Origin of the sequence: Kitasatospora sp. NBC_00315, from assembly GCF_041435095.1 — a bacterium.
In the GTDB taxonomy this organism is placed as follows: Bacteria; Actinomycetota; Actinomycetes; order Streptomycetales; family Streptomycetaceae; genus Kitasatospora.
The window spans coordinates 3,605,649-3,628,837 of the sequence record NZ_CP108025.1; the positions used below are offsets into that span (position 1 = coordinate 3,605,649).

19 protein-coding genes are annotated in these 23,189 nt (G+C 74.5%); 7 read left to right on the forward strand and 12 right to left on the reverse strand.

The window, feature by feature from the left end; translation table 11 throughout:
• Positions 1 to 65 precede the first annotated feature (65 nt).
• Positions 66 to 1,874: a protein kinase gene (locus OG823_RS14535; RefSeq protein ID WP_371479943.1), complete on the reverse strand. Its 1,809-nt coding sequence runs from the start codon at positions 1,872 to 1,874 to the stop codon at positions 66 to 68.
• A gap of 170 nt (positions 1,875 to 2,044) precedes the next feature.
• Positions 2,045 to 2,929 carry a menaquinone biosynthetic enzyme MqnA/MqnD family protein gene (locus tag OG823_RS14540; RefSeq protein WP_371479944.1) on the reverse strand — a complete coding sequence of 295 codons (885 nt, stop codon included), beginning with the start codon at positions 2,927 to 2,929 and terminating at the stop codon, positions 2,045 to 2,047.
• A 409-nt stretch (positions 2,930 to 3,338) separates the two neighbouring features.
• On the opposite strand from OG823_RS14540, the gene OG823_RS14545 reads away from it, so the two are divergent.
• Entirely contained in the window at positions 3,339 to 3,542 is a 204-nt protein-coding gene (locus tag OG823_RS14545) for a cold-shock protein (protein ID WP_057227626.1), read from the forward strand.
• Between the two features lie 236 nt (positions 3,543 to 3,778).
• On the opposite strand, the gene OG823_RS14550 is transcribed toward OG823_RS14545, so the two are convergent.
• Entirely contained in the window at positions 3,779 to 5,125 is a 1,347-nt protein-coding gene (locus tag OG823_RS14550) for a dicarboxylate/amino acid:cation symporter (protein WP_371479945.1), read from the reverse strand.
• 400 nt (positions 5,126 to 5,525) lie between these two features.
• Here OG823_RS14550 and OG823_RS14555 point away from each other — a divergent pair, with 400 nt between their 5' ends.
• On the forward strand, positions 5,526 to 6,758 hold the full coding sequence (locus OG823_RS14555) for an MFS transporter (RefSeq protein WP_371479946.1): 1,233 nt from the start codon (positions 5,526 to 5,528) through the stop codon (positions 6,756 to 6,758).
• Between the two features lie 69 nt (positions 6,759 to 6,827).
• Here OG823_RS14555 and OG823_RS14560 read toward each other — a convergent pair whose 3' ends face one another.
• From OG823_RS14560 to OG823_RS14575, 4 genes are all read right to left on the reverse strand, one after another.
• Complete coding sequence (locus OG823_RS14560) at positions 6,828 to 7,889, reverse strand: LacI family DNA-binding transcriptional regulator (protein WP_371479947.1); 1,062 nt, start codon at positions 7,887 to 7,889, stop codon at positions 6,828 to 6,830.
• Positions 7,890 to 7,894: 5 nt separating this feature from the next.
• Positions 7,895 to 8,362 (reverse strand): DUF4229 domain-containing protein, encoded by a 468-nt coding sequence (locus tag OG823_RS14565; protein WP_371479948.1) that lies wholly within the window; start codon positions 8,360 to 8,362, stop codon positions 7,895 to 7,897.
• 175 nt (positions 8,363 to 8,537) lie between these two features.
• A complete protein-coding gene (locus OG823_RS14570) occupies positions 8,538 to 9,065 on the reverse strand; it encodes a GNAT family N-acetyltransferase (RefSeq protein ID WP_371479949.1) in 528 nt (175 codons plus the stop codon).
• A 244-nt stretch (positions 9,066 to 9,309) separates the two neighbouring features.
• Positions 9,310 to 10,665 carry an MFS transporter gene (locus OG823_RS14575; RefSeq protein WP_371479950.1) on the reverse strand — a complete coding sequence of 452 codons (1,356 nt, stop codon included), beginning with the start codon at positions 10,663 to 10,665 and terminating at the stop codon, positions 9,310 to 9,312.
• A gap of 261 nt (positions 10,666 to 10,926) precedes the next feature.
• On the opposite strand from OG823_RS14575, the gene OG823_RS14580 reads away from it, so the two are divergent.
• The gene (locus tag OG823_RS14580; protein WP_371479951.1) at positions 10,927 to 11,925 is read left to right on the forward strand and encodes a GlxA family transcriptional regulator; all 999 of its coding nucleotides are present in this window, start codon (positions 10,927 to 10,929) and stop codon (positions 11,923 to 11,925) included.
• Positions 11,926 to 12,322: 397 nt separating this feature from the next.
• On the opposite strand, the gene OG823_RS14585 is transcribed toward OG823_RS14580, so the two are convergent.
• Positions 12,323 to 12,862, reverse strand: a complete 540-nt coding sequence (locus OG823_RS14585) for an ATP-binding protein (protein ID WP_371479952.1) — start codon at positions 12,860 to 12,862, stop codon at positions 12,323 to 12,325.
• Between the two features lie 543 nt (positions 12,863 to 13,405).
• Between OG823_RS14585 and OG823_RS14590 the strand changes: the two genes are divergently transcribed.
• Positions 13,406 to 14,209: a sigma-70 family RNA polymerase sigma factor gene (locus OG823_RS14590; protein ID WP_371479953.1), complete on the forward strand. Its 804-nt coding sequence runs from the start codon at positions 13,406 to 13,408 to the stop codon at positions 14,207 to 14,209.
• Positions 14,206 to 15,498, forward strand: a complete 1,293-nt coding sequence (locus OG823_RS14595) for a zf-HC2 domain-containing protein (RefSeq protein ID WP_371479954.1) — start codon at positions 14,206 to 14,208, stop codon at positions 15,496 to 15,498. The genes OG823_RS14590 and OG823_RS14595 overlap by 4 nt, the downstream gene beginning before the upstream one ends.
• Positions 15,499 to 15,647: 149 nt before the next feature.
• Here the strand turns inward: OG823_RS14595 and purU are convergent, their stop codons facing one another.
• On the reverse strand, positions 15,648 to 16,514 hold the full coding sequence (purU, locus tag OG823_RS14600) for a formyltetrahydrofolate deformylase (protein ID WP_371479955.1): 867 nt from the start codon (positions 16,512 to 16,514) through the stop codon (positions 15,648 to 15,650).
• Positions 16,515 to 16,631: 117 nt separating this feature from the next.
• Complete coding sequence (locus OG823_RS14605) at positions 16,632 to 17,075, reverse strand: hypothetical protein (RefSeq protein ID WP_371484479.1); 444 nt, start codon at positions 17,073 to 17,075, stop codon at positions 16,632 to 16,634.
• Between the two features lie 244 nt (positions 17,076 to 17,319).
• Here OG823_RS14605 and OG823_RS14610 point away from each other — a divergent pair, with 244 nt between their 5' ends.
• Positions 17,320 to 18,672: an ABC transporter substrate-binding protein gene (locus tag OG823_RS14610; protein ID WP_371479956.1), complete on the forward strand. Its 1,353-nt coding sequence runs from the start codon at positions 17,320 to 17,322 to the stop codon at positions 18,670 to 18,672.
• Positions 18,673 to 18,897: 225 nt separating this feature from the next.
• Here OG823_RS14610 and OG823_RS14615 read toward each other — a convergent pair whose 3' ends face one another.
• Together OG823_RS14615 and OG823_RS14620 are read right to left on the reverse strand one after the other, a co-directional pair.
• Complete coding sequence (locus tag OG823_RS14615) at positions 18,898 to 20,061, reverse strand: hypothetical protein (RefSeq protein ID WP_371479957.1); 1,164 nt, start codon at positions 20,059 to 20,061, stop codon at positions 18,898 to 18,900.
• Between the two features lie 406 nt (positions 20,062 to 20,467).
• Positions 20,468 to 21,844, reverse strand: coding sequence for a transcriptional regulator (locus OG823_RS14620; RefSeq protein ID WP_371479958.1), 1,377 nt, complete (start codon positions 21,842 to 21,844; stop codon positions 20,468 to 20,470).
• Between the two features lie 307 nt (positions 21,845 to 22,151).
• On the opposite strand from OG823_RS14620, the gene OG823_RS14625 reads away from it, so the two are divergent.
• The gene (locus OG823_RS14625; protein WP_371479959.1) at positions 22,152 to 22,874 is read left to right on the forward strand and encodes a bifunctional DNA primase/polymerase; all 723 of its coding nucleotides are present in this window, start codon (positions 22,152 to 22,154) and stop codon (positions 22,872 to 22,874) included.
• Positions 22,875 to 23,189: the final 315 nt, after the last annotated feature.

Here is a 23,189-nt window from a genome sequence, read left to right on the forward strand (position 1 = left end):
GTTCGCACCTCGCTCCGCACCTGCCTGCGCCCCGCTCCGCCCGGGCGGAGCGAGCGCGCCGCCGGTCAGCCAACCTTGCGCAGGACGCCCTCGGGATTGCCCGCGCCGGGGTCGGCCGAGGTGAATCGGATCGTGCCGTCCGGCTGGAGGGTGAGCGTCTCCTCGGCGGAGCCGTCGGTGCAGACGCCCTCGGGAGTGGCGCGCAGCAGCCGCGAGGAGAAGACGAGCCTCCCCTCGGCGGCCGAGCCGAGCGTCCAGGCCCCCTCACAGGTGACCGTCAGGATGCCGGTGAGGCCGTTGACGCTGGTGGTGGTCTCCGCGCCGAGCGCGGCCGGACGGACGGTGAGGGTGGTGGTCCCGGCCGGCGCGCCGCTGTGCGTGGAGGTCATCTGGCCGCTCCAGACCCCGAGGAAGGCGGCCGGGACGGCGTTCGGCCCGGTCACGGGAGTGGCGCCGGCGCCCGGGCGCCCCGGCTGGACGGGGTACCAGGTGGTGGACGAGGTGCTGTCCGAGGAGACGGTGGTGGAGGAGGTGCTGGAGGAGGAGGTCGTGCTCGTGGTGGTCGTGATGGTGGTCGAACCCTGATCGTCGAACCGGTGCAGCCACCAGCTGCCGAACGAGAACCCGCCCACTCCGACGGCGGTCAGCGCGAGCAACAGCACCGTCCTGAGCCGGCGCCCGGGCGGTCGCGCCGCCGCTGCCGCTGCCGCCGCCGCCACGGCCGGGGACGCGTCGGTCGGCGCCCCGCCCGGCAGCGCGACCGGGGCCCCGCCCGTGGGTGCCTCGTGTGCCGGGACGGCTCCGGGCACACGAAGGCCGCTCCGGTACCGGGCCGGCGTGGGACCGGAGGCAAGGGTGGAGCCGGAGGCAGGCGTGGGACCGGCGACAGGCGTGGGGCCGGCGACAGGCGTGGGGCCGGCGACAGCCAGGCCGGGAACGGCGGGCGCCGGCTCCACGTCCAGGTCGAGGTCCAGCAGTTCCACCGCGCTGCGGCCGACCGCCGCCGCCAGCGCGGGCGGCAGCCAGCCGCCTCCCGGCCCCAGCCGGACGGTCCCGGCCCCGGCGGTCCCGGCCGCGGCCAGCCGGTCGCGCAGGACGGCGGGGTGCGGGCGGACCGCCGGGTCCTTGGCCAGGCAGTCCCGGACGACGCCGCGCAGGCCGGTCTCCAGCCCGGAGAGTTCGGGCTCCTCGTGCACCACCCGGTAGAGCAGCACCGCGGCGCTCAGCCCCTCGCCGAACGGGGCCGCGCCGGTGGCCGCGTACGCGAGCACGGCGCCGAGCGAGAAAACGTCGCTGGCCGGCCCGGCGGCGGCCCCCTGCGCCTGCTCGGGCGACATGTAGCCGGGCGAGCCGACCACGAAGCCGGAGCGGGTGAGCGCGGTCGCGGCGTCCAGCGCCCGGGCGATGCCGAAGTCGATCAGGCGCGGCCCGTCCAGCGTGAGCAGCACGTTCGACGGTTTGACGTCGCGGTGCACCAGCCCCTGGGCGTGCACGTGGGCCAGGGCGTCGGCCAGACCGGCGCCCATCGCCCGGACGGCCGCCGGGGGCAGCGGTCCGAAGTCCCGGACGGCTGCGCCGAGAGCCGGCCCCGCCACGTAGCCGGTCGCGACCCACGGGTGCTCGCTCTCGGTGTCGGCGTCCAGGACCGGCGCCGTCCACTCACCGCCGACCAGCCGGGCCGCCGCGACCTCCTGGCGGAACCTGGCGCGGAACTCCGCGTCCTCGGCCAGTTCGCCACGCACCACCTTGACGGCGACCGTCCGGCCGCCCGCCGTGCGCCCGAGGTAGACCCGGCCCATACCGCCCGCACCGAGCCGGCGCAGGAGTCGGTACTCCCCCACCCGCACCGGATCCCCGGACCCCAGTGGTTCCATCCCCCGCGCTCCCCTCGACGGCCGGTCGACAGCACGACGGTACCGGGGCGGGGCCGCGCGGAGGGGCACACCGGCAGACGCTCCGCCGCTCCCGGCGGCGCCGGGGCGGTTCGGCGGCGCCGGGGCGGCCGGCTGGGCGGCGGCGGTTCGGCTACGCCGGGGCGGTTCGGCTACGCGGTGGCGGCGGGCTCCAGCAGCCGGACGGCGACGTCGGGGGCGAAGCCGCTGTCGTGGCCGATCCGGCGGGCGAACTCGGCGATGCCCGCGAGCTGGCGCTCGCCGAGCGAGAAGTCCAGGGCCTCGCTGAAGTACCGCTCCAGCAGGGCGGCGTCGAAGGCCTCCCAGCGGGCGGCCTGCTCGGCGACCTGTCCGGCCTCGGCCAGGGAGAGGTCACGCGACTCCAGGAACGCCCGGTGGACGGCGGCGACGGCCTCCGGCCGGCTCTCGACGAACTCCCGGCGGGCGGCCCAGACGGCGAAGACGAAGGGCAGGCCGGTCCAGTCCTTCCACATCTCGCCGAGGTCGTGCACGGCCAGGCCCTGGCGGGGGGCCTGCTCCAGCGAGGCCCGCAGCGCGGGGTCACCGATCAGCACGGCGGCGTCGGCCCGTGCGAGCATCGCGTCCAGGTCGGGCGGGCAGCTGAAGTACTCGGGCCGGACGCCCTCGCGCTCCTCCAGCAGGAGCCGGGCCAGCCGCACGGAGGTGCGGCTGGTGGAGCCGAGCGCGACCCGGCGGCCGTCCAGCTCGGCGAGCGGCACCTTGCTGACGATCACGCAGGACATCACCGGCCCGTCGCTGCCGACCGCGATGTCGGGCAGGACGACCAGTTCGTCCGCGTGCCGCAGGTACTCCACGCAGGTGATCGGGCCGATGTCGAGCGAACCGGCCACCAGGCGGTCGCTGAGCTTCTCCGGGGTGTCCTTGGTGAGGTCGAGGTCGAGCAGCGCTCCGGTCCTGGCCAGGCCCCAGTAGAGGGGTACGCAGTTCAGGAACTGAATATGTCCGACCCGGGGCCTGACCGGCGTCGCCGGGGCACTCCCATCCTGCACAGCCACTGCTAGCTCCCTTGCTGTTCGTACTCTCTCCGCAGGGTATGCCCGGTGCTCGGCGCAGCCCCCACCGGCCGTCCGACACGCCCTGTCCGGCCGTATCGCAGGGCTCCCGGGGCTCCCCCGGGCGTCTTCGGCCGGCGGTCCCGTCCGTCCGGTGGGCCCCTCCGACACACCCTGTCCGGCCCTCAAGTCACCCCTGGTCGCGACCGGGCCTGCGTGCTAGCGTTGCCCTCAGTTGCAGTTTGATTCCCCTTGCAGTACTTGAAGCCTGCGGAGCATGTAACCGCAGGCTTTTTGTAGTTTTTCAGCAATATCGAAAAACTCCGGACCCACTCCGGAGGCAGGGCGATCAGCGCAGCGGACCAGGTTCCACGCGGTGTGGTACCCAATCGTCCCTCGCAAGGAGAACGGCATGGCTCAGGGAACCGTCAAGTGGTTCAACGCTGAGAAGGGCTTCGGCTTCATCGCCCAGGAGGGCGGCGGCCCCGACGTCTTCGTCCACTACTCCGCCATCAACGCGAACGGTTTCCGCTCGCTGGAGGAGAACCAGGCGGTCAGCTTCGACGTCACTCAGGGCCCGAAGGGCCCGCAGGCGGAGAACGTCACCGCTATCTGACCATCCTCTGATGATCTGATCGCTCGGGACCCCCGTTGGGTCCACCGGTGGCCCTGGCTGTCGCCGCCATGAGCACAACGAGCAACACCCAAGGGGGCTCGCCACGTCCAGGACGTGGCGGGCCCCCTGCCTTTGCCCGCCCGGTGCCGCTCGGTCCGGTCGCGTCCGGCCGGAACGCCCGTGAGCCCGCTCCCCCGGCGGGGGAGCGGGCTCACGGGACGTCATGCGGTCCGGCGTCAGACGGCGGCCGGCACCTTCTCGCCCGACTGGGCCGGGACGGAGGCCACCGGGGTCTCGTTGTACAGGTCGCCGGTCGGGTTGTTGTAGGCGACCAGGTCGAGCGTCTTCTCGCGGGCCGCGACCAGGATCGGCACGACCGCCTGCCCGGCCACGTTGGTGGCGGTGCGCATCATGTCGAGGATCGGGTCGATGGCGAGCAGCAGGCCGACGCCCTCCAGGGGCAGGCCCAGGGTGGAGAGGGTCAGGGTCAGCATCACGATGGCACCGGTGAGACCGGCCGTGGCCGCGGAGCCGATCACCGAGACGAAGGCGATCAGCAGGTAGTCACGGATGCCGAGGTCGATGTTGTAGACCTGCGCGACGAAGATCGCGGCCAGCGAGGGGTAGATCGCGGCGCAGCCGTCCATCTTGGTGGTCGCCCCGAACGGGACGGCGAAGCTGGCGTACTCGCTCGGCACCCCGAGGCGCTCGGTGACGCGGCGGGTGACGGGCAGGGTGCCGACCGAGGAGCGGGAGACGAAGGCCAGCTGGATCGCGGGCCAGGCGCCCTTGAAGAAGTTCAGCGGGTTGAGGCCGCCGACGAACTTCAGGAGCAGCGAGTAGACCACGAAGAGCACCAGGGCGCAGCCGACGTAGACGTCCGCGGTCAGGGTCGCGAACGGCTTGAGCAGGTCCCAGCCGTAGGTGGCGACGGACTTGCCGATCAGGCCGAGGGTGCCGAGCGGGGAGAGCCGGATGACCCACCACAGGGCGGTCTGGGTCAGCTCCAGGACGGTCTCGCTGAGCTTCAGAACGGGCGCGGCCCGCTCGCCGACCTTGATGATCGCGGCGCCGACCACGACCGCCAGGAAGACGATCTGCAGCACGTTGACCTCGCTGAACGAGGCGACGATGTTGGTCGGCACGATGCCGGTCAGGAAGTCGACCCAGGTGCCGCCGCCCTTGGGCGCCTTGAGGCCCTCGGTGGAGAGGTTGGTGCCCTGGCCCGGGTCGGTCAGCAGGCCCAGGCCGAGGCCGATGGCGACCGCGATCAGCGAGGTGATCAGGAACCAGAGCAGCGTGCGGCCGGCCAGCCGGGCGGCGTTGGTGACGTTGCGGAGGTTGGCGACCGAGACCACGATCGCGGTGAAGACGAGCGGCGGCACGGCCAGCTTGAGCAGCTGGACGAAGGTCTTGCCGATGGTCGACAGCGTGGTGGCCAGCCAGGAGACGTCGGCGGCCCGGGCGATGTAGCCGAGGAGGACGCCGAGGACGAGACCGGCGACGATCTGGACCCAGAACGGGGTCTTCCGGACTCGGGCGAGCAGGGAGGGCGACGTGGTCGCCTCGGGTGCTGCGGACATGGCGGTGCGGCTCCGGGGGAGGGAGTTTCCGAACGGTGGGGGAAGGGCGGGCGGCACGGCGCGGAGGCTCGACCTCGGGGGAGGTGACTCGGGGACGTGTCGCCTAGATACAGCTGATGGCGCGACAGGCGCGCGGGCCGTCCACAGCACCGGGCAGGCGCATGCCGGCCGTGGGCGTGCTGCCCCGGCCCTGCATTCGAAGTGCGCCTGTGGTGGTCATGGGCAGCACATTAGCAGTAAAGATTTGAGATGTTCAAAGTACTTGTTTGAGATGCGGGCACGAACGAACCTGACGCACCATCACTTCGATCATCCGGCACGGGTTGACCGAGTGCAGTTATACGTATAACTTTCCTCTCAGTCCTCCATCCGCCCTGCCCTCACCCGGGAGACCGCCCCGATGGGCTACCTCGCCCTGCTCCGTGCCCCGCACGTCACCCGACTCCTGCTCGGCACCCTGCTGGGCCGCCTCCCGGCCGGCATGACGGCGCTCGTCGTCGCCCTCGCGCTGCGGGAGGCCGGCGCGCCCTACAGCCGGATCGGCCTGGCCACCGCCGCCTACGCGATCGCCGCCGCCGTGGGCGGGCCCGTGCTCGGCCGGATCGTCGACCGCACCGGCCAGCCCCGGGTGCTGCTCGCCTCGGCCGTCGTCGCCGGCCTCGGCTACGCCCTGCTCGCGCTCGCGCCGGGCTCCGCGCTCGCCGCCCCGCTCGGGGCGGCGGTCGCCGGGCTGGCCATGCCCCCGCTCGAACCCTGTCTGCGCGCCCTGTGGCCCGCCGTCGTCGACGAGGAGCAGCTCGACACCGCGTACGCCTTCGACTCCGCCGCGCAGCAGATCCTCTACGTCGCCGGACCGCTCGCCGTCGCCGGCATCGCCGCCGCGTTCAGCCCCGTCGCCGCCCTGTGGACGGCCGCCGGGCTCGGACTCGCCGGCGCCCTGGTGGTCGCCACCGCCGCCCCCGCCCGGGCCTGGCAGGCCCCGCCGCGCGCGCACTCGGCCGGTCTGCTCGGACCGCTGCGCTCCCCCGGCCTGGTCCTGCTGCTCATCGGCCTGGCCGGCGCCGGCTGGACGGTCGGCGCCCAGAACGTGCTGTTCATCGCGTACGCGGAGCAGCGGCCCGGCCTCCCCGGCGGCGCCGGCACCCTGCTCGCCCTGGCCGCCCTCGGCGGCCTGACCGGCGCGCTCGCGTACGGCGCGGTGAAGTGGCGCAGCAGCACCGCCACCCGCACCTGGGTGATGGCCCTCGGGATGGCCCTGTCCTACCTGCCGCTGCTGCTGCTCCCCGGCCTGGCCGCCGGGGCCGGCCTCGGGCAGAGCCTGGCGGCGTGCGCGCTGGCACTGCTCTCCGGCATCGGTCTGGCCCCCCTGCTCGCGGCGGCCTTCGTGCTGATCGCCGAGCTGGCCCCGACCGGCACGGTCACCGAGGCGTTCGCCTGGCTGATCACGCTCTTCGCCAGCGGCAACGCCCTGGGGTACGCGGTCTCGGGCTCGCTGGTCGACACCTCCCTGCGCGCGGTGGCGCTCTGCGCGGCCGGCGGCATCGGGCTCGGCGGACTGCTGCTCCTCGGTGCCCGCCGCTGGTTCACGACGGCGCCCTCGGCGCCCGCCGCACCGCCCGTCCCGGTGGGCTGAGCGGGCCGCTGTTCCCGGTGGGCCGAGCCGGCCGCTGCCGCAGCGCGGGCCCGCCGACGGCGGCGCCGCTCAGGTCGCGGCCGTGGTGGACGCGCGCAGCACCAGCGAGGTGGCGAGCCCGGCGGCCGGGCCGACCGGGCCGACCGGTTCGCCGCGCAGCAGGCCGGCCAGGGCGGCCAGGCCGACCCGGCCCAGCTCCTCGCCGGGCAGGTCGACCGTGGTGAGCGGCGGGGCGAGCAGACCGGCCACCGGGATGTTGTCGATGCCGACCACCGAGACGTCGGAGGGGATCCGCAGTCCCAGTTCGGCGGCCGCCTGGTAGACGCCCGAGGCCACCACGTCGTCGTCGCAGATCACCGCCCGCGGCCGGGCCGGGCCGCTGAGCAGCTCGTGGGCGGCGGTGCGGGCGGCGGCCTGGCCCTCGTTGAGCGTGACGCCGATCTCCGTGACCTCCAGACCCAGCTCGCGGGCGGCCTGCTCGAAGGCCGCCTGGCGGACCCGGAAGGTGTACGCGCTGTGGGTCGAGCGCAGGTGGCCGATCCGGCGGTGGCCGAGCGCGGCCAGGTGGGCCACGGCGGCGCGCATGCCGCCCGCGACGTCGAGTTCGACGGTCGGGCGGGCCCGGTCGGTGCCGGGGTCGGCGTCCAGGAGGACCACCGGGGTGTCGGCCGGCAGTTCGCCGAGCTGGCTGTCGTCCGGCGAGCAGATCAGCAGGCCGTCGAACCGGCTGGTGGTCGCGGCCTCGGCCAGCGTCGCGCTGCCCCAGCCGGAGCTGACCACCACGGCGAGACCGTGCCGACCGGCCTCCTCGTGCACACCCGAGAGCACCCGGCCGAAGAACGGGCCGAGGATGTTGGGGACGGCCAGCAGGATCATCCCGCTGCGGCCGAGCCGTAGTTGACGCCCGGCCGCCTGGGGCCGGTAGCCGAGGCCCCGGGCCGCCTCGCGCACCCGCTGCCGGGTCGCCTCGGACACCCGGTGGCCGGCCTCCGAACCGGAGAACACCAGGGAGACCGTGGCCTGCGAGACACCGGCCACCCGGGCCACGTCGCGGCCGGTGGGGCGCCGGACGGGGGCGGGCGGGGTGAGCGGTACGGAGCGGCCGCCCGCGGAGCTCTCGGCGGGTGGCACGTGGGTCAGTTCTGCTGGGCGGACGCGGGCGCGGACGCGGCGGGGGCCGGGACGGCCGCTGCCGCGGAGGCCGCGCGGGCCGCGTCGTCGGCGGCGTCCTCCTCGGCGTTCTGGGCGGCGATCCGGTCCGCGGTACGGCTGCGCCGGCCGGAGACCTTCTCGACGATCTGCGCCGACATCTGGTCGCGCTGCTTGCTGAGCAGGACGTAGCTGAGCGGCGCCGAGACCAGGGCCGCCAGGCCGACCAGGAAGATGTACCCGGTCGTCCCGGTCACCGGGATGATCCCGAAGTGCCCCAGCAGCAGGGCGAGCAGCAGGCAGGCCAGGAAGATGGTGGCCCGCATCGAGGTGTAGCGGAGCGTGGCGTGGGCCGTGCCGGCCGGGCGCGGGCCGCCCGGCCGTGCGTCGGCCCCTGCGGGGTCGGCCTGCGGCGTGCTGGTCGGCTGCGTGCTGCTCGGCGACTTGCTGCTCACGAGTGGACATCCTTACTGCACGGGTCGGTCCGGTACTCCCAGTGAAGCATGCCGCGCCGGCCGTGCCGGGGACGGGCCCGCCCCGTACCGCGACGCCCCGGGGCGCCACGGCGAGCGGGCGGACGGCGCCGGCCGGGGGCGAGCGGAGGTGGCGGGCGGCGCCGGCCGGTGGCGCTCAGCGCAGGTCGATCCAGAGGGTGATGTCGTCGCGGTCGTCGCCCGGGGCGACCCGGATCGCCCCGGGGACGCGGCCCACCTCGGTGTAACCGCACCGCTCGTAGAAGCGCTCCAGCCCGAGGCCGCCCCGGGCGGTCAGCCGCAGCCCGGCCAGGCCCGCCTCCCGGGCGACCCGGGCCGCCTCGGCCATCAGCTCGACGCCGTAGCCCCGGCCCTGGAAGTCGGGGTGCACCATGACCCGCTTGAGCAGCCGCCAGTGGTCCATCAGCGCGAACCGCATGGACTCGAAGAAGAGCACGCCCGCGAGCCGGCCGCTCTCGCCGTCACGGGCGACCAGCAGGCGGTCCGGCCCGGCGGGCCCGACCCCCGCGAACTGCTTCTCCGCGGTGACCCACACGTCGTCGGCCGTGACCGGCGGGACGAAGCCGACGGCGCCCCCGGCGTTGGTGACGTCCGCCCAGAGCTGGACGATCTCGGCCCGCAGGCCGGGGGTGGGTTCGGGGTCGATGGCGAAGAGCAGCGTCATAGTCGGACATCCTATGAGCCCATTACGACGACACCCCCGGCAGCCGGTCCCGGCCGCCCCGGCGAGCCGTGGACGGCCCGTCCCGCTCCGCCCTCCGGGGTCACGACGGCAACCGGATCGGCCCGTCCAGCAGCGGGACCAGGTCCGCCCCCACCGGCAGCGGGACCGGCACCGCCCCCACCGGCCGGACGAGCGTCAGGTCGAGCAGGCACCGGACGACGGCCGGCGCCGGGGTGAGCCGCCGTCAGGCGGGCACCGCGACGGGCCCGGCCGGGGCGAGGGGCGCGACCGGTCGGCGGCGCAGGGCCACGCAGAGCAGGACGGCCAGCGCGCAGAGCCCGCCGGCCCCGTACCAGGTCAGGTCGTAGTTGCCGAAGGCGTCCCGGGACAGGCCCGCCAGTCCGGCCACGGCGGCCGCTCCGATCTGGTGGGCGGCGAGCACCCAGCCGAACACGATCGGCGCGTCGGCCCCGAAGTACTGGCGGCAGAGCGCGACGGTCGGCGGCACGGTGGCCACCCAGTCCAGGCCGTAGAAGATCACGAAGGCCAGGATCGGCGGCTTCAGCGAGCCGGCGAACAACTGGGGCAGGAAGGCCAGCGAGATCCCGCGCAGCGCGTAGTAGACGATCAGCAGCTTGCGGGAGTCGAAGCGGTCGGTGAACCAGCCGCTGGCGATGGTGCCCGCCACGTCGAAGACCCCGACCAGCGCCAACAGGCTCGCCGCCGTGGTGACCGGCATGCCGTGGTCGTGCGCGGCCGGGATGAAGTGGGTGCCGACCAGGCCCGCCGTGGTGGCGCCGCAGATCGCGAAGGAACCGGCCAGCAGCCAGAACGCCTTGCTGCGGCCGGCCTCGCGCAGCACCCGCAGGGATCGGGCCAGCGCGCTGCCGTCCGTCACCGGGGCCGGCGGGGCCTCGGTGGCCCCGTACGGGAGGATTCCGAGATCGGCCGGGCGCTCGCGCATCAGCAGCAGCACCGGGACGGCCACCACGGTGGCCGCCAGGGAGACCACCACCACCGCCGACCGCCAGCCGTGCCGCTCCACCAGGGTGGCCAGCAGCGGCATGAAGACCAGGTTGCCCGCCGCTCCGCCGGCCGTCAGCACCCCGGTCACCAGGCCCTGCCTGGCCTGGAACCAGCGGCCGGAGACGGTGGTGGCGAAGGCGCCGGCCATCGAGCCGCTGCCGAGCCCGACCAGGACGCCCCAGCAGAGGATCAGCTGCCAGCTCTGCGTCATCAGGATGGTCAGGCCGGCGCCCACCGAGATCGTCAGCAGGGCGCTGACCACCACCAGCCGGATCCCGAAGCGGTCCATCAGCGCGGCGGCGAACGGCGCGGTCAGGCCGTACAGGGTGAGGTTGACGGAGACCGCGCTCGCGATCGTCGCGTGGGACCAGCCGAACTCACTGTTCAGCGCGTCCATCATCAGGCCGGGGGTGGAGCGGAACCCGGCCGAACCGACCAGGACGAGCAGCGCGACGCCCGCGACCACCCAGGCGTAGTGCGGGCGGGCGCGCCGGGCGGGTCGGGGCGCGGGAGCGGAGGCGGGCGGGGGCGGGGGCGTGGCGGCGAGCGCGTGCCGCGTGGTCGGTTCGGTCACAAAACCGAGTCTCCCGAAGTCGTCCGCCGCCCACGAGTGGCCTGACTGCCATGTTTCGTCAGGATCGGGCCACCCGCTCCCGGCAGGGGACTGTGCCGCCCCGGGCCCACCCGCCGGGCCGGGCCCGTCCGGACGGGCCGGCCGGACCGGGCCGATCGGCCCCCGCGCCGGCCGGTGGCTCCGGACGGTCCTCTGGCGGGAGCCCCGGCCGGCGGGTCACCATGTGGCAGCATCGGTGGCCTCGACGACGGGAGTGAGGGCATGGGCTCCGCACACGGACGGACACCGCACCGGGTGGCGGTGCTGGCACTGGACCAGGTGATCGCGTTCGAACTCGGCATCCCCTCCCGGATCTTCGAGTCCGCACGGGGCGCGGCCGGCGAACCGCTGTACGAGGTGGCCACCTGCACGCTGGACGGCGGGCCGGTCACCACCAGCTCGGACTTCCGGATCAGCGTCGACCACGGGCCCGAACTCCTGGAGTGGGCCGACACCGTGGTGATCCCGGCGTCGGCGCACCTCGCACACGTCCACCCGTCCGACCCGCCGGCCGCGGACGCCGGCCCGGCCCTCGCCCGGGTGCGGCCCGGCACCCGACTGGTGTCGATCTGCACCGGGGCCTTCGTGCTCGCGGCGGCCGGCCTGCTGGACGGCCGCCCGGCGACCACCCACTGGCGGCACACCGACCGGTTCGCCGCGCTGTTCCCGCGGGTGCGGCTCGACCCGGACGTGCTGTTCACCGACGACGGGGACGTGCTCACCTCCGCCGGGGTGGCCGCCGGCGTCGACCTCTGCCTGCACCTCGTACGGCGCGACCACGGCAGCGCGGTGGCCAACGCGGTGGCCCGCACCTGCATCGTGCCGCCCTGGCGCGAGGGTGGCCAGAAGCAGTACATCGAACCGGCCCGCCCGCTCGCCGAGGCCGGCCCGGGCACCGCCGCCGTCCGCTCCTGGGCCCTGGAGCACCTGGACGAACCACTGGCACTGATCGAGCTGGCGGCCCGTTCGGGGATGAGCGTACGGACCTTCACCCGCCGCTTCCGGGAGGAGACCGGCAGCAGCCCGGGGCAGTGGCTGACGGTGCAGCGCACCGAGCGGGCCAGGCAGCTGCTGGAGCGGACGGACCTGACGATCGACCAGGTGGCCAGGGAGTCCGGCTTCGGAACGGCGGCCTCACTGCGGCTGCGGCTGCGCGGACGCCTGGACGTGGCCCCGAGCGCGTACCGGCGGACGTTCCGGGCGGTGGAGCGCTCCGGCTGAACCGCTCCGCCGGGCGGAGCGCCGCCCGTGGGCGGCGCGACCGGCGCCACGACCGGGCCCGACCCGGCCGGCGGGGACGTTCGATCGGATGGCGGCGGGCCCCGGCAACCCCGAGCACAGCCGGGCCGGCCGCCATCCGATCACGACGCGGGCCCTGACCCACGCCCGCTCTCCGCACTCGCCGAGGCCCCTCACACGAACGGCACCGTACGGACCGCCTGCTGAGTTCCCCCTGGACCGCAGCACCGCAGTGACGTTCGGTGGTTCCTCGGCGTCCCCTCGCAACGGAGAGCTGCACCCAAGAGTGATCAACCGGATACTTCACGTCAATGGGTAGTCCGAAATTCGGAATGGTTGCGTTGTGTTTCGGCCGTAACGGCTGGGAGTGGCCCTCCGGTCAGGGCGCCGCCGTCACCCGGTCCAGCGCCGCCTCCAACGGGGCACCCGGGCCGGACGCCAGGGCCTGCGCACCGGCGGCGGCCGCGTCGATCTCGCACCAGACCCGCTTGCCCGAGCCGTCCGGATACCAGCCCCAGCGGTCGCAGAGCAGCTCGACGAGCTCCAGCCCGCGGCCGTTGGTGGCGTCCTCGTCGTCGCCGGCGTGCCGTGGCGCCGGGGCGATCCGGCTGGCGTCGGCGACCTCCACCCGCAGCGGGCCGACCATCGCCACCGCTCTGGTCGCGCCGGTGCCGCCGTCCGCCGCACCGCAGCCCGCCGGCGGCACGTCGACCGGCATCAGCAGCCGCAGGACGGCCGGACAACCGGTGTGCACCACGGCGTTGGTGACCAGTTCGGAGACCACCAGCACCAGCGTCTCGGCGATCGGCGCGTCGGGATCAACACCCTGGCTGAGCAGCCGTGAGCGCACCCACCTGCGGGCCCGGCCGACCTCCGCGGGGTCCGCCTGCACCGCCAGCTGCACTTGAAGTACCTGCACCGCTCCACCACCCGCATCCGCAGTTCGGCCATCGTTTCGATCGGGCCGGTCCGTTCAGCCGGCCCGGGGCGCCCTCCACCGACCGGGCCGCCCCGCCACCTCGTCCGTCGCGCAACCCTCGTTCACCGCGCACCGGCTGCGGCACGAATACGCTTCAGGATGGTCCGGTGGGCCGACCGCAGCAAGCGCTTCAGGCATATTCCAACGTTCGGGGGACAGGGCAGTGCATACTGTCCAGTTCACCCGGCGATTTCGCGCCGAAGATCGCCCTGCCCTGGCCGGAGGCCCGCCCCGGCCAGCTTGGACGAGGTTAGCGAAACTACCGGCCCATGCCCCGGACACCACGGCCGCCACTCTGGAACCACCCTTCCTACATATGTCCAGAAGCCCTCGAACAGCGCCGTGGAAAGATCAACGAATCTGACGATCCGAAACTTCCGATTCCCTCTTCAAACGAATTCCCCCGGAGCGGAAAGCCGTCGGGATACCGTGGAGCGGGCAGGCCGGTGGCAGCCGGCCGGACGGACGGGGGGACTGGCGCCGATGACCGCTCCCGGGTCCGTCCCGGCCCCGTCCGGTTCCGAACTCCCCCGGCCCGACGGCTCCCGAGCCGACGACACCCCGCCCGACGACTCGCGGCCCGACGACTCCCGAGCCGACGACTCCCCGCCCGACGACTCGCGGCGCTGGGACGTCCGGCTCGCCCGACGGCTCGCCCGGGGCGAGGAGACCGCGCTCGGCGAGCTCTACGACCGGCTGTCACCGCTGGTGCACGGCCTGGCCGGGCGGATCCTCTCGGACCAGGCCGCGGCCGAGCAGCTGACCCGCGAGGTCTTCGCCGATCTGTGGTCCCACCCCGAGGCTTTCGACCCGGAGCAGGGCTCGCTGCGCTCCTGGCTCGGTGCGCTGACCCACCGCCGGGCGCTCGACCGGCTGCGCCGGAGCACGGAGCGCAGCGCGCTCCCGGGCGCCCGCACCGGCGCGCTGGACGAGGAGATCCGCGCCGTGGCGACTGCGGCCCATGTGCAGTACGTGGTGGACTCGCTGCCCCGGCCGCTGCGCGAGACGATCGCGGAGTCGTACGACGACGGCCGGACGTACCAGGAGACGGCCCGGCGGCTGGGAATCAGCGAGCAGGCCGCCAAGCAGCGGATGCGGCTGGGACTCCAGCTGCTCGCGACCGAGCTCGACGCCGGGACCGCAGCCGAGACCACGACCGAGACCACGACCGAGGCCGAGACCGTCGTCGTGGACAGCGTGGCCCGGGCCGCCGGCGGGACGACCGGGGACGGCGACCGGGTGGTCGCTCCGACGGCCCGCCGGGCGGCGCAGGGGAGCGCGCCGTGAGTACCGGCGCCGCCCCGCGCCCCCTCGCCGAATCCCAGCACGACGCGCTGCGCTCGCTGCTCGGCGCCTGGGCCCTCGGAGCCTGCCCGGGCCGCGAGGCCACCGAGCTGGAGAGGCACCTGCGGGACTGCCCCGAGTGCGCGGAGGAGGCCACCCGCCTGCGGGACGCGGCCGGTTGGCTCTCCGCCGACGAACCGCTGGACCAGGCCGGCTCGCTGCGCCAGCAGGTGCTCGACCGGTGCCTGGCCCGGCGCCCCGCCGAACTGCCCCTCCCGCCCTGGGGCGCGCCCTACGGCGCGGAGACCGCCAAACTCGACGCGCTGCTGCGCGACCTCGGCCCCGAGGAGTGGCACGAGGTCGCCGAACTCCCCTGGCACGGCGGGACGGACCACCGGCGGCCGGCCGAGGTGCTCAGCCACCTGACCGCCGTGGACGGGTACGTCGCGCTGGCCCTCGGCCTGCCCGATCCCGTCCCGGCCGATCCGCTCCCGGCCGATCCGCTCCCGGCCGGCGACCGCCGTCCGGACGGCGCGGACCTGGAGCCCGGCGGCGCCGGCCGGCCCGCGTCGGCGGCGCTCCCGCGGGTGCCCGAGCAGGACGGAGCACCCCCACCGCGGGTACCGGCGCAGGGACAGCTCCCGTGGAGCGGGATCGTCGACCGGACCCGGCGGCTCGCCGCCGCCCAGGCCGGACAGCCGCCCGAGTCCGTCCGGGCGCTGTGGCGCCGGCAGACCCACGCGCTGCTCCGGACGGCCGCACGCGCCCCGCGGGGCGACACCCCCGTCGACTACGGCTTCGGAGCCCTGCCGCTGCGGGACGCCTTCGTCGACCGGGCCTTCGAGTGCTACGTCCACGGCGAGGACGTGGCCCGCGCCGTCGCCTATCCGTACACCCCGCCGGCGCCGCAGCACCTGCGGCTGATGATCGACCTCGCCGCCCGGATGCTGCCCACCGCCGTGACCGCGCTGCGCGGCGCCGGCGGCCCGGACCGGATCGGCCGCCCGACGGCGGACCGGGGCGGGGCGCGGCAGGGCGCGGGCCGGCCGGGGCGACTGCTCAGGCTGGTGATCGACGGCCCGGCCACCGGCGAGTGGCTGATCCCGCTGGACGGCACCCTCCCGCCGCGCGGGAGCGCCGAGCCGGTGGCCGCGATGGTGCTGGACGGCCTGGAGTTCTGCCGGCTGGCCGCCGGCCACCGGGATCCGGAGCGGATGCCGGTGGGCGAGCACGGCGATCGGGCCGCGATCCGCGAGGTGCTCCGCGCGGCCCCGCTGCTCTCCCGGCCCTGAGACCGGCCGCCGGGCGGGCGAGCGCCGACACCTGGGCGCCCGGGCGGCCGAGCGCCTGAGTACCGGAGCACCGACACCCGGCCCCGGCCACCGACACCGGGTCCCCGGGCCTCGGCCCCGGCCCCGGCCCCGGCCCCGGCCGCGCGGGCCTAGTTGAAGACGACCGTACGGGTCCCGTTCAGCAGCACCCGGTGCTCGCTGTGCCACTTCACGGCCCGTGCGAGCGCCTGGCACTCGACGTCCCGGCCGAGCGCGACCAGCTGGTCCGGCGTCACGTCGTGGGTGACCCGGGCCACCTCCTGCTCGATGATCGGGCCCTCGTCGAGGTCCGCCGTCACGTAGTGCGCGGTGGCGCCGATCACCTTCACGCCCCGGGCGTGCGCCTGGTGGTACGGCTTGGCGCCCTTGAAGCTCGGCAGGAAGGAGTGGTGGATGTTGATGACCCGGCCCGAGAGGGCCCTGCACAGGTCGTCCGAGAGCACCTGCATGTAGCGGGCCAGGACCACCAGGTCGACGCTCTCCTTGGCGACCAGGTCGAGCAGCTGCTGCTCGGCGTCCGCCTTGGTCTCCCGGGTGACCGGGATGTGGACGAACGGGATGCCGTACGACTCGGTGAGTTCCTCGAAGTCGGTGTGGTTGGAGACCACGGCCGCGATCTCCACCGGCAGCGCGCCGATCCGGGTGCGGAACAGCAGGTCGTTCAGACAGTGCCCGAACTTGCTGACCATCAGGACGATCCGCATCCGCTCGGTGCTCGGGTGGATCCGCCAGTCCATCCGGAACGAGGCCCCGATGGCGGCGAAACTGGCCCGCAGCTTGTCGACCGTGACCGGCTCCTCGGCGGAGAAGTGCACCCGCATGAAGAACAGCCCGCTGTCCGCGTCCCCGAACTGCTGGCTGTCGATGATGTTGCAGCCGGTCATGAAGAGGTAGCTGGAGACCGCGTGCACGATCCCCTGCTTGTCCGGGCAGGACAGCGTGAGGACGTACTGGGCGCTGGCCGTCTGCTCTTCCACGGTGGGTCCTGTCCTGATGTCGTGCGGTGCGAACGGTCAAGCGTGTCATATTCCGGACAGCGTGCGTGCCGCTGCCCGAACTGCGGGACACCGGCGCACCGGCCGGCAGGAGCGGTCTCAGACCTGCGTGAGGATCCGCAGCACGTCCAGCGAACGCGGCGCCGCGTCCGGGTCGTCGCCGTCGTTCTGCGCCAGCCGGACGTGGGCCTCGCGGCAGGCCCGCAGCGCCTCCTGCCAGCCGTGGTGGGCCAGGTACTCGGAGACCGGGGCGTCCGCACCCACCTGGTGCAGGATCCGCACGACCCGCAGCACCGCGACGTCCACCAGAGCGGCCTCGCCGGAGTCGCGGAAGATCGTGCCGACGTACTTCTCGGCGGACCAGCGGTCCAGCCAGGTGTCCTCGACCAGGCGGTAGACGGCGTCGGTCACGTCACCGAAGCCGTCGCGGCCGGCCAGCCAGGTCTCCTGCTGGAACACGGGGTCGGACAGCATGTGCAGCGCCGAGCGCAGTCGGGCGCGCCAGCGCCACCAGGGCAGGTCGTTGAGCGGCATGCCGCCCATCGTGCTGGAGCGATGCCCCGAACGAGAAGGGTTTCCGGTAGACCGGTACGAAGAATCTGTGCTGGCGGACATGAGGAACGATCGTACGTTCCCCCACCGTTCGTGTTCTACACGCGTCCGTGACGCATCCCACCCGGAGTTCCTCCCCCGTTGGCCGACCGTTCTCTTTTCTGCCCTCTGTGCTTGCGGCATGGCGGCAACGCTGGTGCTCGTGAGCAACAGGGTTGCCCAGGGAGGGAAGGCCATGTTCAGGCACACCGCATCGCCCGCGAGCCCGCAGCCGACGGCCGGGCTGCGACAGCCGCACGCCGGCGGCACGTACCGGCGCACGCCGCGCCGCCACCGGGCCGGCCGACCGGTGGCCGGGGCGGTGGCGGCACTGGTCCTGGTGCCCGCCCTGCTCGCGACCTCGGCCTGCGGCGGCCCGGCCGACGCCTCCACCGGCGGCGCCGAGCTGACCGTGATGACCTGGTCGCCGGCCGGCACCGGATCCACCGACCGGCCCGGCATGACCGCGCTGGCCGAGGCGGTCGGCCGCGACATCAACGCCAAGGGCGGCCTGGCCGGACACCACGTCCGCGTGCTGACCTGCAACGAGCACAACAGCGCGGCCGCCGCGACGGCCTGCGCGCAGCAGGCGGTGGACGCCAAGGCGATCGCCGTGGTCGGCTCGTACAGCCAGTACGGCGACAGCTTCATGAGCATCCTGGAGCGGGCCAGCATCCCGTACCTCGGCGGCTACGGACTCTCGGGCCCCGAGTACATCAGCCCGCTCTCCTACCCGGTGGCCGGCGGCATGCCCGCGCTGGTGGCCGGCAGCGGCCGCCAGCTGGTCGACTCCGGCTGCCGCACGGTCTCGCTGGTCCGCCCGGACACCCCCGCCGGGGACAACCTGCTCGGCTACCTCTCCAACGCGCTCAAGCCCGCCGGGGTGAAGCTGCTCGACGTCAAGGCGCCCGAGAAGTCGAGCGACTACACCGAGGTCGCCCGCAAGGCCATCGGCAAGGACGACTCCGGCAACTGCGTCACGGTCGCCCTGGGCGCCGAGCCGACCGGCAACCTGCTCGACTCCTACCGCCGGCTCGGCCCGAAGAACACCCGGCTCGCGTCGGTGATCGGCAGTGTCCAGCAGTCGGTGGTCGACTCCACCGGCGGCGACAACGGCCCGCTGGCCGGCGCCTACGTGACCGGCTGGTACCCGCCCGAGTCGTCCCCGGTCTGGGACGCCCTGCGGGCCGTGGTCCGGGCCAACACCGCCGAGGGGCCGTCCATCGACGTGGCGGACTCGGGGGTGCAGACCACCTGGGTCGCGTACGAGGTCCTGCGCCAGGCCGCCCAGCGGCTCGGCTCCGCGGGGCGTCCGCTCACCGCCAAGACGCTGAGCGGCGTCCTGGACAGCGGCGACCCGATCGACACCTCCGGCCTGACCCCGCCGCTCGCCTGGGGCGCGACCAACATGCTGGCCAGCGCCGATTCGCCGCGACTCGTGAACACCTGGGTCACCTACCAGCAGGTCAAGAGCGGACGGCTGGCTCTGCAGCAGCCCGGCTTCGTCGACGTGCGCTGGGTGCTGACGGGGGCCAACAAGCCCGCCTGATCCAGGTATCCGCCGCCCGGACCACCGGGAGCGGCCGAAGCGGCGACACCGCGGCGGGGTGGGCCGGAGTCGTCGACTCCGGCCCACCCCGCCGCATCACATCCCCGCCCCGCCGCGTCGTCCCCCGCGTCGTCCACAGCCTGTGGACGGCGCGGGGGACGACGCGGGGTCGACACCCGACGAGGGCGGCCGGCGAGGGCCCGAAGGTCCCGCCGCCACCGCGTCCTACAGGTCGCCGTCGCTGCGGGTCGCCAGGCCGGCCTGCCCGGCGATCGGGTTCCACAGCCCCGCGGCCTGCTTCTTCGCCGTGGTGGCCGTTCCGCTGGCCTGGACGGCCGCCTTGTAGTGCGGGTTGTCCGACGACTTCTTCGGGTCGCAGCCCCCCTGGGCGTCGCCGGCCCACGCCGCGTACTCCGTGTCGGCCGTGGCGGAGGCGTCCCAGGCCTTGTTCAGCTGATCGACCAGCTGGCCGCCACCGGTCAGCTGGTCCGTCTTCAGCGCCGCCAGCTTGGTCTTCAGCTCCTGGCGCTTGCCGGCCGCGTCGGTCAGCGCCTGCTGGGACTCGGGCAGCTTGTCGCACTTCTGGACGGCCGCGACCGCGCCGATCACGGCCTGCCGGCTGTCGTTGGCGGTGCTGATCAGGTCGGAGAGGGCCTTCGCCTGCTCCTTGGCCGGTCCGCTCATCGCGGCGCCGGCGGCGGCCGGGCCTCCCGTCGATCCGCTGGTGGCGGCCACCGGCGTGTTGTGCTTCTTGTCCTTGGCCGGATCCGGGTCGCCGCCGCTCATCAGCACCGCCACCAGGATGCCGGCGGCGGCGCAACCGGCCACCACGCCACCGATGATCAGCTTGCTGTTCTGCCGCCGCCCGGGCGGGCCCGCCGTCCCGTGGGCCGGAGTGTACGAGGCCGCCGGATCGGCCGGCTGGTAGCCGCCGCCCGCCTGCGGGTAACCGGGGCCGGCCTGCGCGTAGCCCTGGTCGGCCGGGCCGTAGCCCTGGTCGGCCGGGCCGTAGGACGGCGCGGCACCCTGGGGGGCTCCCTGGAAGGCCCCGGGGGCGCCCTGGCCGGGGTAGCCGCCGCCCTGCGGGTCCGCGGTCGGGTACGGCGGCAGGTACTGCGTCTCGGGGGCGGCCTCGGCCGTCCCCGCGGCCTGCGGCGGCGCGTAACCCTGCTGGGGATCCCCCCAGGGAGCCCCCTGGGGCGGCGCGGCCTGGCCGTGGCCGCCGTCCCCCAGGTACTCCGGCCGGCCGGACTGCGGCGGTACGCCGGGCTGCTGGCCCTGCGGCTGGGCCCCGGGCTGCCGGCCGTCCTGCTGCTGGCCGGGTTCCGGCCGGAAGAGGTCGTCCAGGTTGAAGTCACCGGAGTTGGGGTACGAGCGGCGCTGGTTCAACGCGATTCCTCACCTGTGCGTGACACCGGGCGCACCGGGGCAGCCGACAGCATCCGGGCGGCCTGCGGCCACCCGTTGCCTGTCTCCCGTACGTGCACCCGGGCCTTCCTCGGTTGTTCCGCGCGCTCGTTGACGGCGGACCACATCTGGGCGGTTCTCCGGGGCTTCGGAGCCTCGGATTGTCGCGCCCACGGTACCGGTTCACCGGTACGGGTGACCATGCGGCCGCCCCACGAGGCCGCATGGTCACACCCGGGACGCCCGCACCCGGTGTCGTCGGCCGGCCGACGGGCGCCCCCGCGCTCGGCCGGGAGGCCCGGAACGGCCCCGCGCGCCCGCGCCACACCTCCCTGCTCCCGGGAGCGCGCCCCCGGGAGCAGGGACGCGCCCCCTGGGACCGCGTCGCTCAGGCGGCGTCGGCCTCCGCGCGGGCCTGGAACTCGCGGACCACCCGGTGCTCCCGGTACGGCTCCAGCCGGCGACGGAACTCGTCCAGGTACTCGACCCCGCGGTTGGAGCGCAGGCCGCTGAGCAGGCGGACGGCCTGGGTGCCCGTCTCGCAGGCCCGTTCCACCTCGCGCTGCTGCAACTGGGCGGTCGCCAGCAGGACGAGGTCCACCGCGCGGCGCCGGACCCGGGTCGGCGGGTGCAGGTCGAGCGCCCGGCGGGCGTAGCGCTCGGCCTGGCCGGCCTGCTCCAGATCGCGGTGACAGTGCGCCAGTTCGTCCGCGAGGTAGGCGTCGTCGAAGTGGACGATCCAGTCCGGGTCCTCCTCGGGGTTGCGCTGCTCCATCGCGGCCAGCGCCTTGTCCGCGACGGCCTCGCAGGCGCGGGCGTCGCCGAGCAGGGCGTGGCCCCGGGCCTCGGCCGCGTAGAACATCGCCATCGCCGTCGGGGTGGCGACCGAGCGGGCACCCTCCTGGGCGGCGCGGGCGAGTTGGGCGATCTCGCGCGGGTTGCCGAGGGTCGCCGCGAGGTGGCTCATCGAGGCCGCGAGCACGTAGCCGCCGTACCCGCGGTCGTCCGCCGCCTGGGCGAGCCGCAGGGCCTGGATGTAGTAGCGCTGGGCCAGGCCGGGCTGGCCGGTGTCGACCGCCATGTAGCCGGCCAACTCGGTGAGCCGGGCGACCGCCGCGAACAGCTGGCGGCCCGTCTCGTCCCGGTAGCCGCCGCCGAGCAGGCCGGAGACCACGCTGTTGAGGTAGTGCACGACGACCGGGCGCACGTGCCCGCTGCCGAAGCGGTGGTCGAGGTCGACCAGCATCTGGGTGGTGGCCTTGATCGCCGCCACGTCGGACGGGCCGACCCGGACGGCGCCGCTGCGGGCCACCACCGGGTCGGGCGGGGTGATCAGCCAGTCCCGGCTGGGCTCGACCAGCGCGGACGCGGCGACGGTCGCCCCGGTGAGGAAGTCCCGGCGGCCGACGTCGCTGCGCCAGAGCTCGCAGACCTGCTCCAGCGCGCCGCCGAGGGTCGCCGAGAAGTGCAGCCCGATGCCGGAGCTGAGGTTCTTCCCGTCGGCCATGCCGATCTCCTCGACGGAGACCCCGCGGCCGAGTTTGCGGCCGATCGCCTCGGCGATCACCGCCGGTGCCTGGCCACGCGGTTGCTGGCCCCGAAGCCAGCGGGCGACCGACGTCTTGTCGTACCGCAGGTCGAGGCCGTGCTCGGCACCGCAGAGGTTCACCCGGCGCGCGAGGCCCGCGTTGGAGCAGCTCGCCTCCTGGATCAGTTGCTGCAGGCGCTCGTTGGGCTGTCGTGCGACAAGTGGTCTCGCGGCCATGGGCTTCGCCTCCCCAACGCCCTCCGGTCCCGACCGGCGGACGACGATTCTGCTGATCTGGTGCCGACTGTCCGACCGTCGAAGGAATCTGACATCAGGTTAGCGATCAGTGACGTCAGCGGGATACCCACGGTGACCGTGCCGACCCCCCGCGCGCCCGGGGCAATGCCCCAGTGCGCCCCCACTGCGCCCGCCGCGTCGCAGCTCCGGCCGGGAGGGCTCACCGTTTCGGGTGACATTGCGCCCTCTCGGCAGACCGCCCCCCGTCCGGCCGTAACCAGGCTCACGGACGGTAGTTGAGCAGCACGTGGAAGACACCTCCCCAGGAGCCCCCGACCGGGGCAGCGACAGCGAACTGCCCCCGCTGCTCATCGAAGCCGTCAGCTACGCCGAGGACCGCCACTGGGAGGTCGCTCCCGGTACCTGGCTGGTCGACGGTGACGGTCCGGCCCGCTGCTCGTGCGGCGACCTCCACTGCACCCTGCCCGGCGCGCACCCGACCGCCGAGGACTGGCGCGCCCGGGCCAGTGCGGGCCCCGGCGTGGTGCGCCGCTGGTGGACGGAGAACCCGCAGGCGTCGATCCTGCTGCCGACCGGGCGCTTCTTCGACGCCCTGGACGTGCCGGAGCTGGCGGGCTGTCTGGCGCTGGCCCGGATGGAGCGGATGGGTCTCCAGCTCGGGCCAGTGGTCGCGGTGCCGGCCACCTCGGGCCAGTCCGGCCGGCGGCTGCTCTTCCTGGTCCTGCCCGGGGTGCTGGCCAAGCTCCCCGAGATGCTCCGCCGGCTGGGCTGGGCCCCGGGCCGGCTGGACCTGGTGGCCCGGGGAGATGGCGACTGGATCGTCGCACCGCCGTCCCGGGTCGGCCCGTACAGCTTCGCGCAGTGGGCCCGGCCGCCGTCCAGCGCGAACCGGTGGCTGCTGCCGGACGCGGCCGAGCTGATCAACCCGCTCGCGTACGCCTGCGGGCGGGAGGCCCCGTCGGCCACGGCGGCCCGGCAGGGCCGAACGGCGGTGCCCCAGCACTCCTGATCCTCCCGCGGCCGCCCCGGCCACTCCCCTGAGCCGCCCGCCCTACGCCTATCGGGTGAGGGCGCGCAGCGCGCGAGACCCCGCGCGCAACCGACGGGCCCCTTCTCCCACCGGAGAAGGGGCCCGTCGGACGTCCGTCGGGACAAGAGATCGGTGTACCCGCTGGTCAGGAGCAGAAAGCCCCTCGTACGAGTGACAACGCTCAAGGATTGCCGGGATCTGCCGAGGGGAGAAATTCCTTCGAGAGGGGACGCCACCGGACGGAGGGAGCAGCAGGCTGGGAGACCGGGATCGCGTGGGGAAGCAGGGCCCGGG

Excerpts from the sequence above, each read along its gene's own strand:
- OG823_RS14535 (WP_371479943.1), bottom strand. The coding sequence starts at position 1,874 with ATGGAACCACTGGGGTCCGGGGATCCGGTGCGGGTGGGGGAGTACCGA.
- OG823_RS14545 (WP_057227626.1), top strand. The coding sequence starts at position 3,339 with ATGGCTCAGGGAACCGTCAAGTGGTTCAACGCTGAGAAGGGCTTCGGC.
- OG823_RS14550 (WP_371479945.1), bottom strand. The coding sequence starts at position 5,125 with ATGTCCGCAGCACCCGAGGCGACCACGTCGCCCTCCCTGCTCGCCCGA.
- OG823_RS14555 (WP_371479946.1), top strand. The coding sequence starts at position 5,526 with ATGGGCTACCTCGCCCTGCTCCGTGCCCCGCACGTCACCCGACTCCTG.
- OG823_RS14570 (WP_371479949.1), bottom strand. The coding sequence starts at position 9,065 with ATGACGCTGCTCTTCGCCATCGACCCCGAACCCACCCCCGGCCTGCGG.
- OG823_RS14580 (WP_371479951.1), top strand. The coding sequence starts at position 10,927 with ATGGGCTCCGCACACGGACGGACACCGCACCGGGTGGCGGTGCTGGCA.
- OG823_RS14590 (WP_371479953.1), top strand. The coding sequence starts at position 13,406 with ATGACCGCTCCCGGGTCCGTCCCGGCCCCGTCCGGTTCCGAACTCCCC.
- OG823_RS14605 (WP_371484479.1), bottom strand. The coding sequence starts at position 17,075 with ATGGGCGGCATGCCGCTCAACGACCTGCCCTGGTGGCGCTGGCGCGCC.
- OG823_RS14610 (WP_371479956.1), top strand. The coding sequence starts at position 17,320 with ATGTTCAGGCACACCGCATCGCCCGCGAGCCCGCAGCCGACGGCCGGG.
- OG823_RS14620 (WP_371479958.1), bottom strand. The coding sequence starts at position 21,844 with ATGGCCGCGAGACCACTTGTCGCACGACAGCCCAACGAGCGCCTGCAG.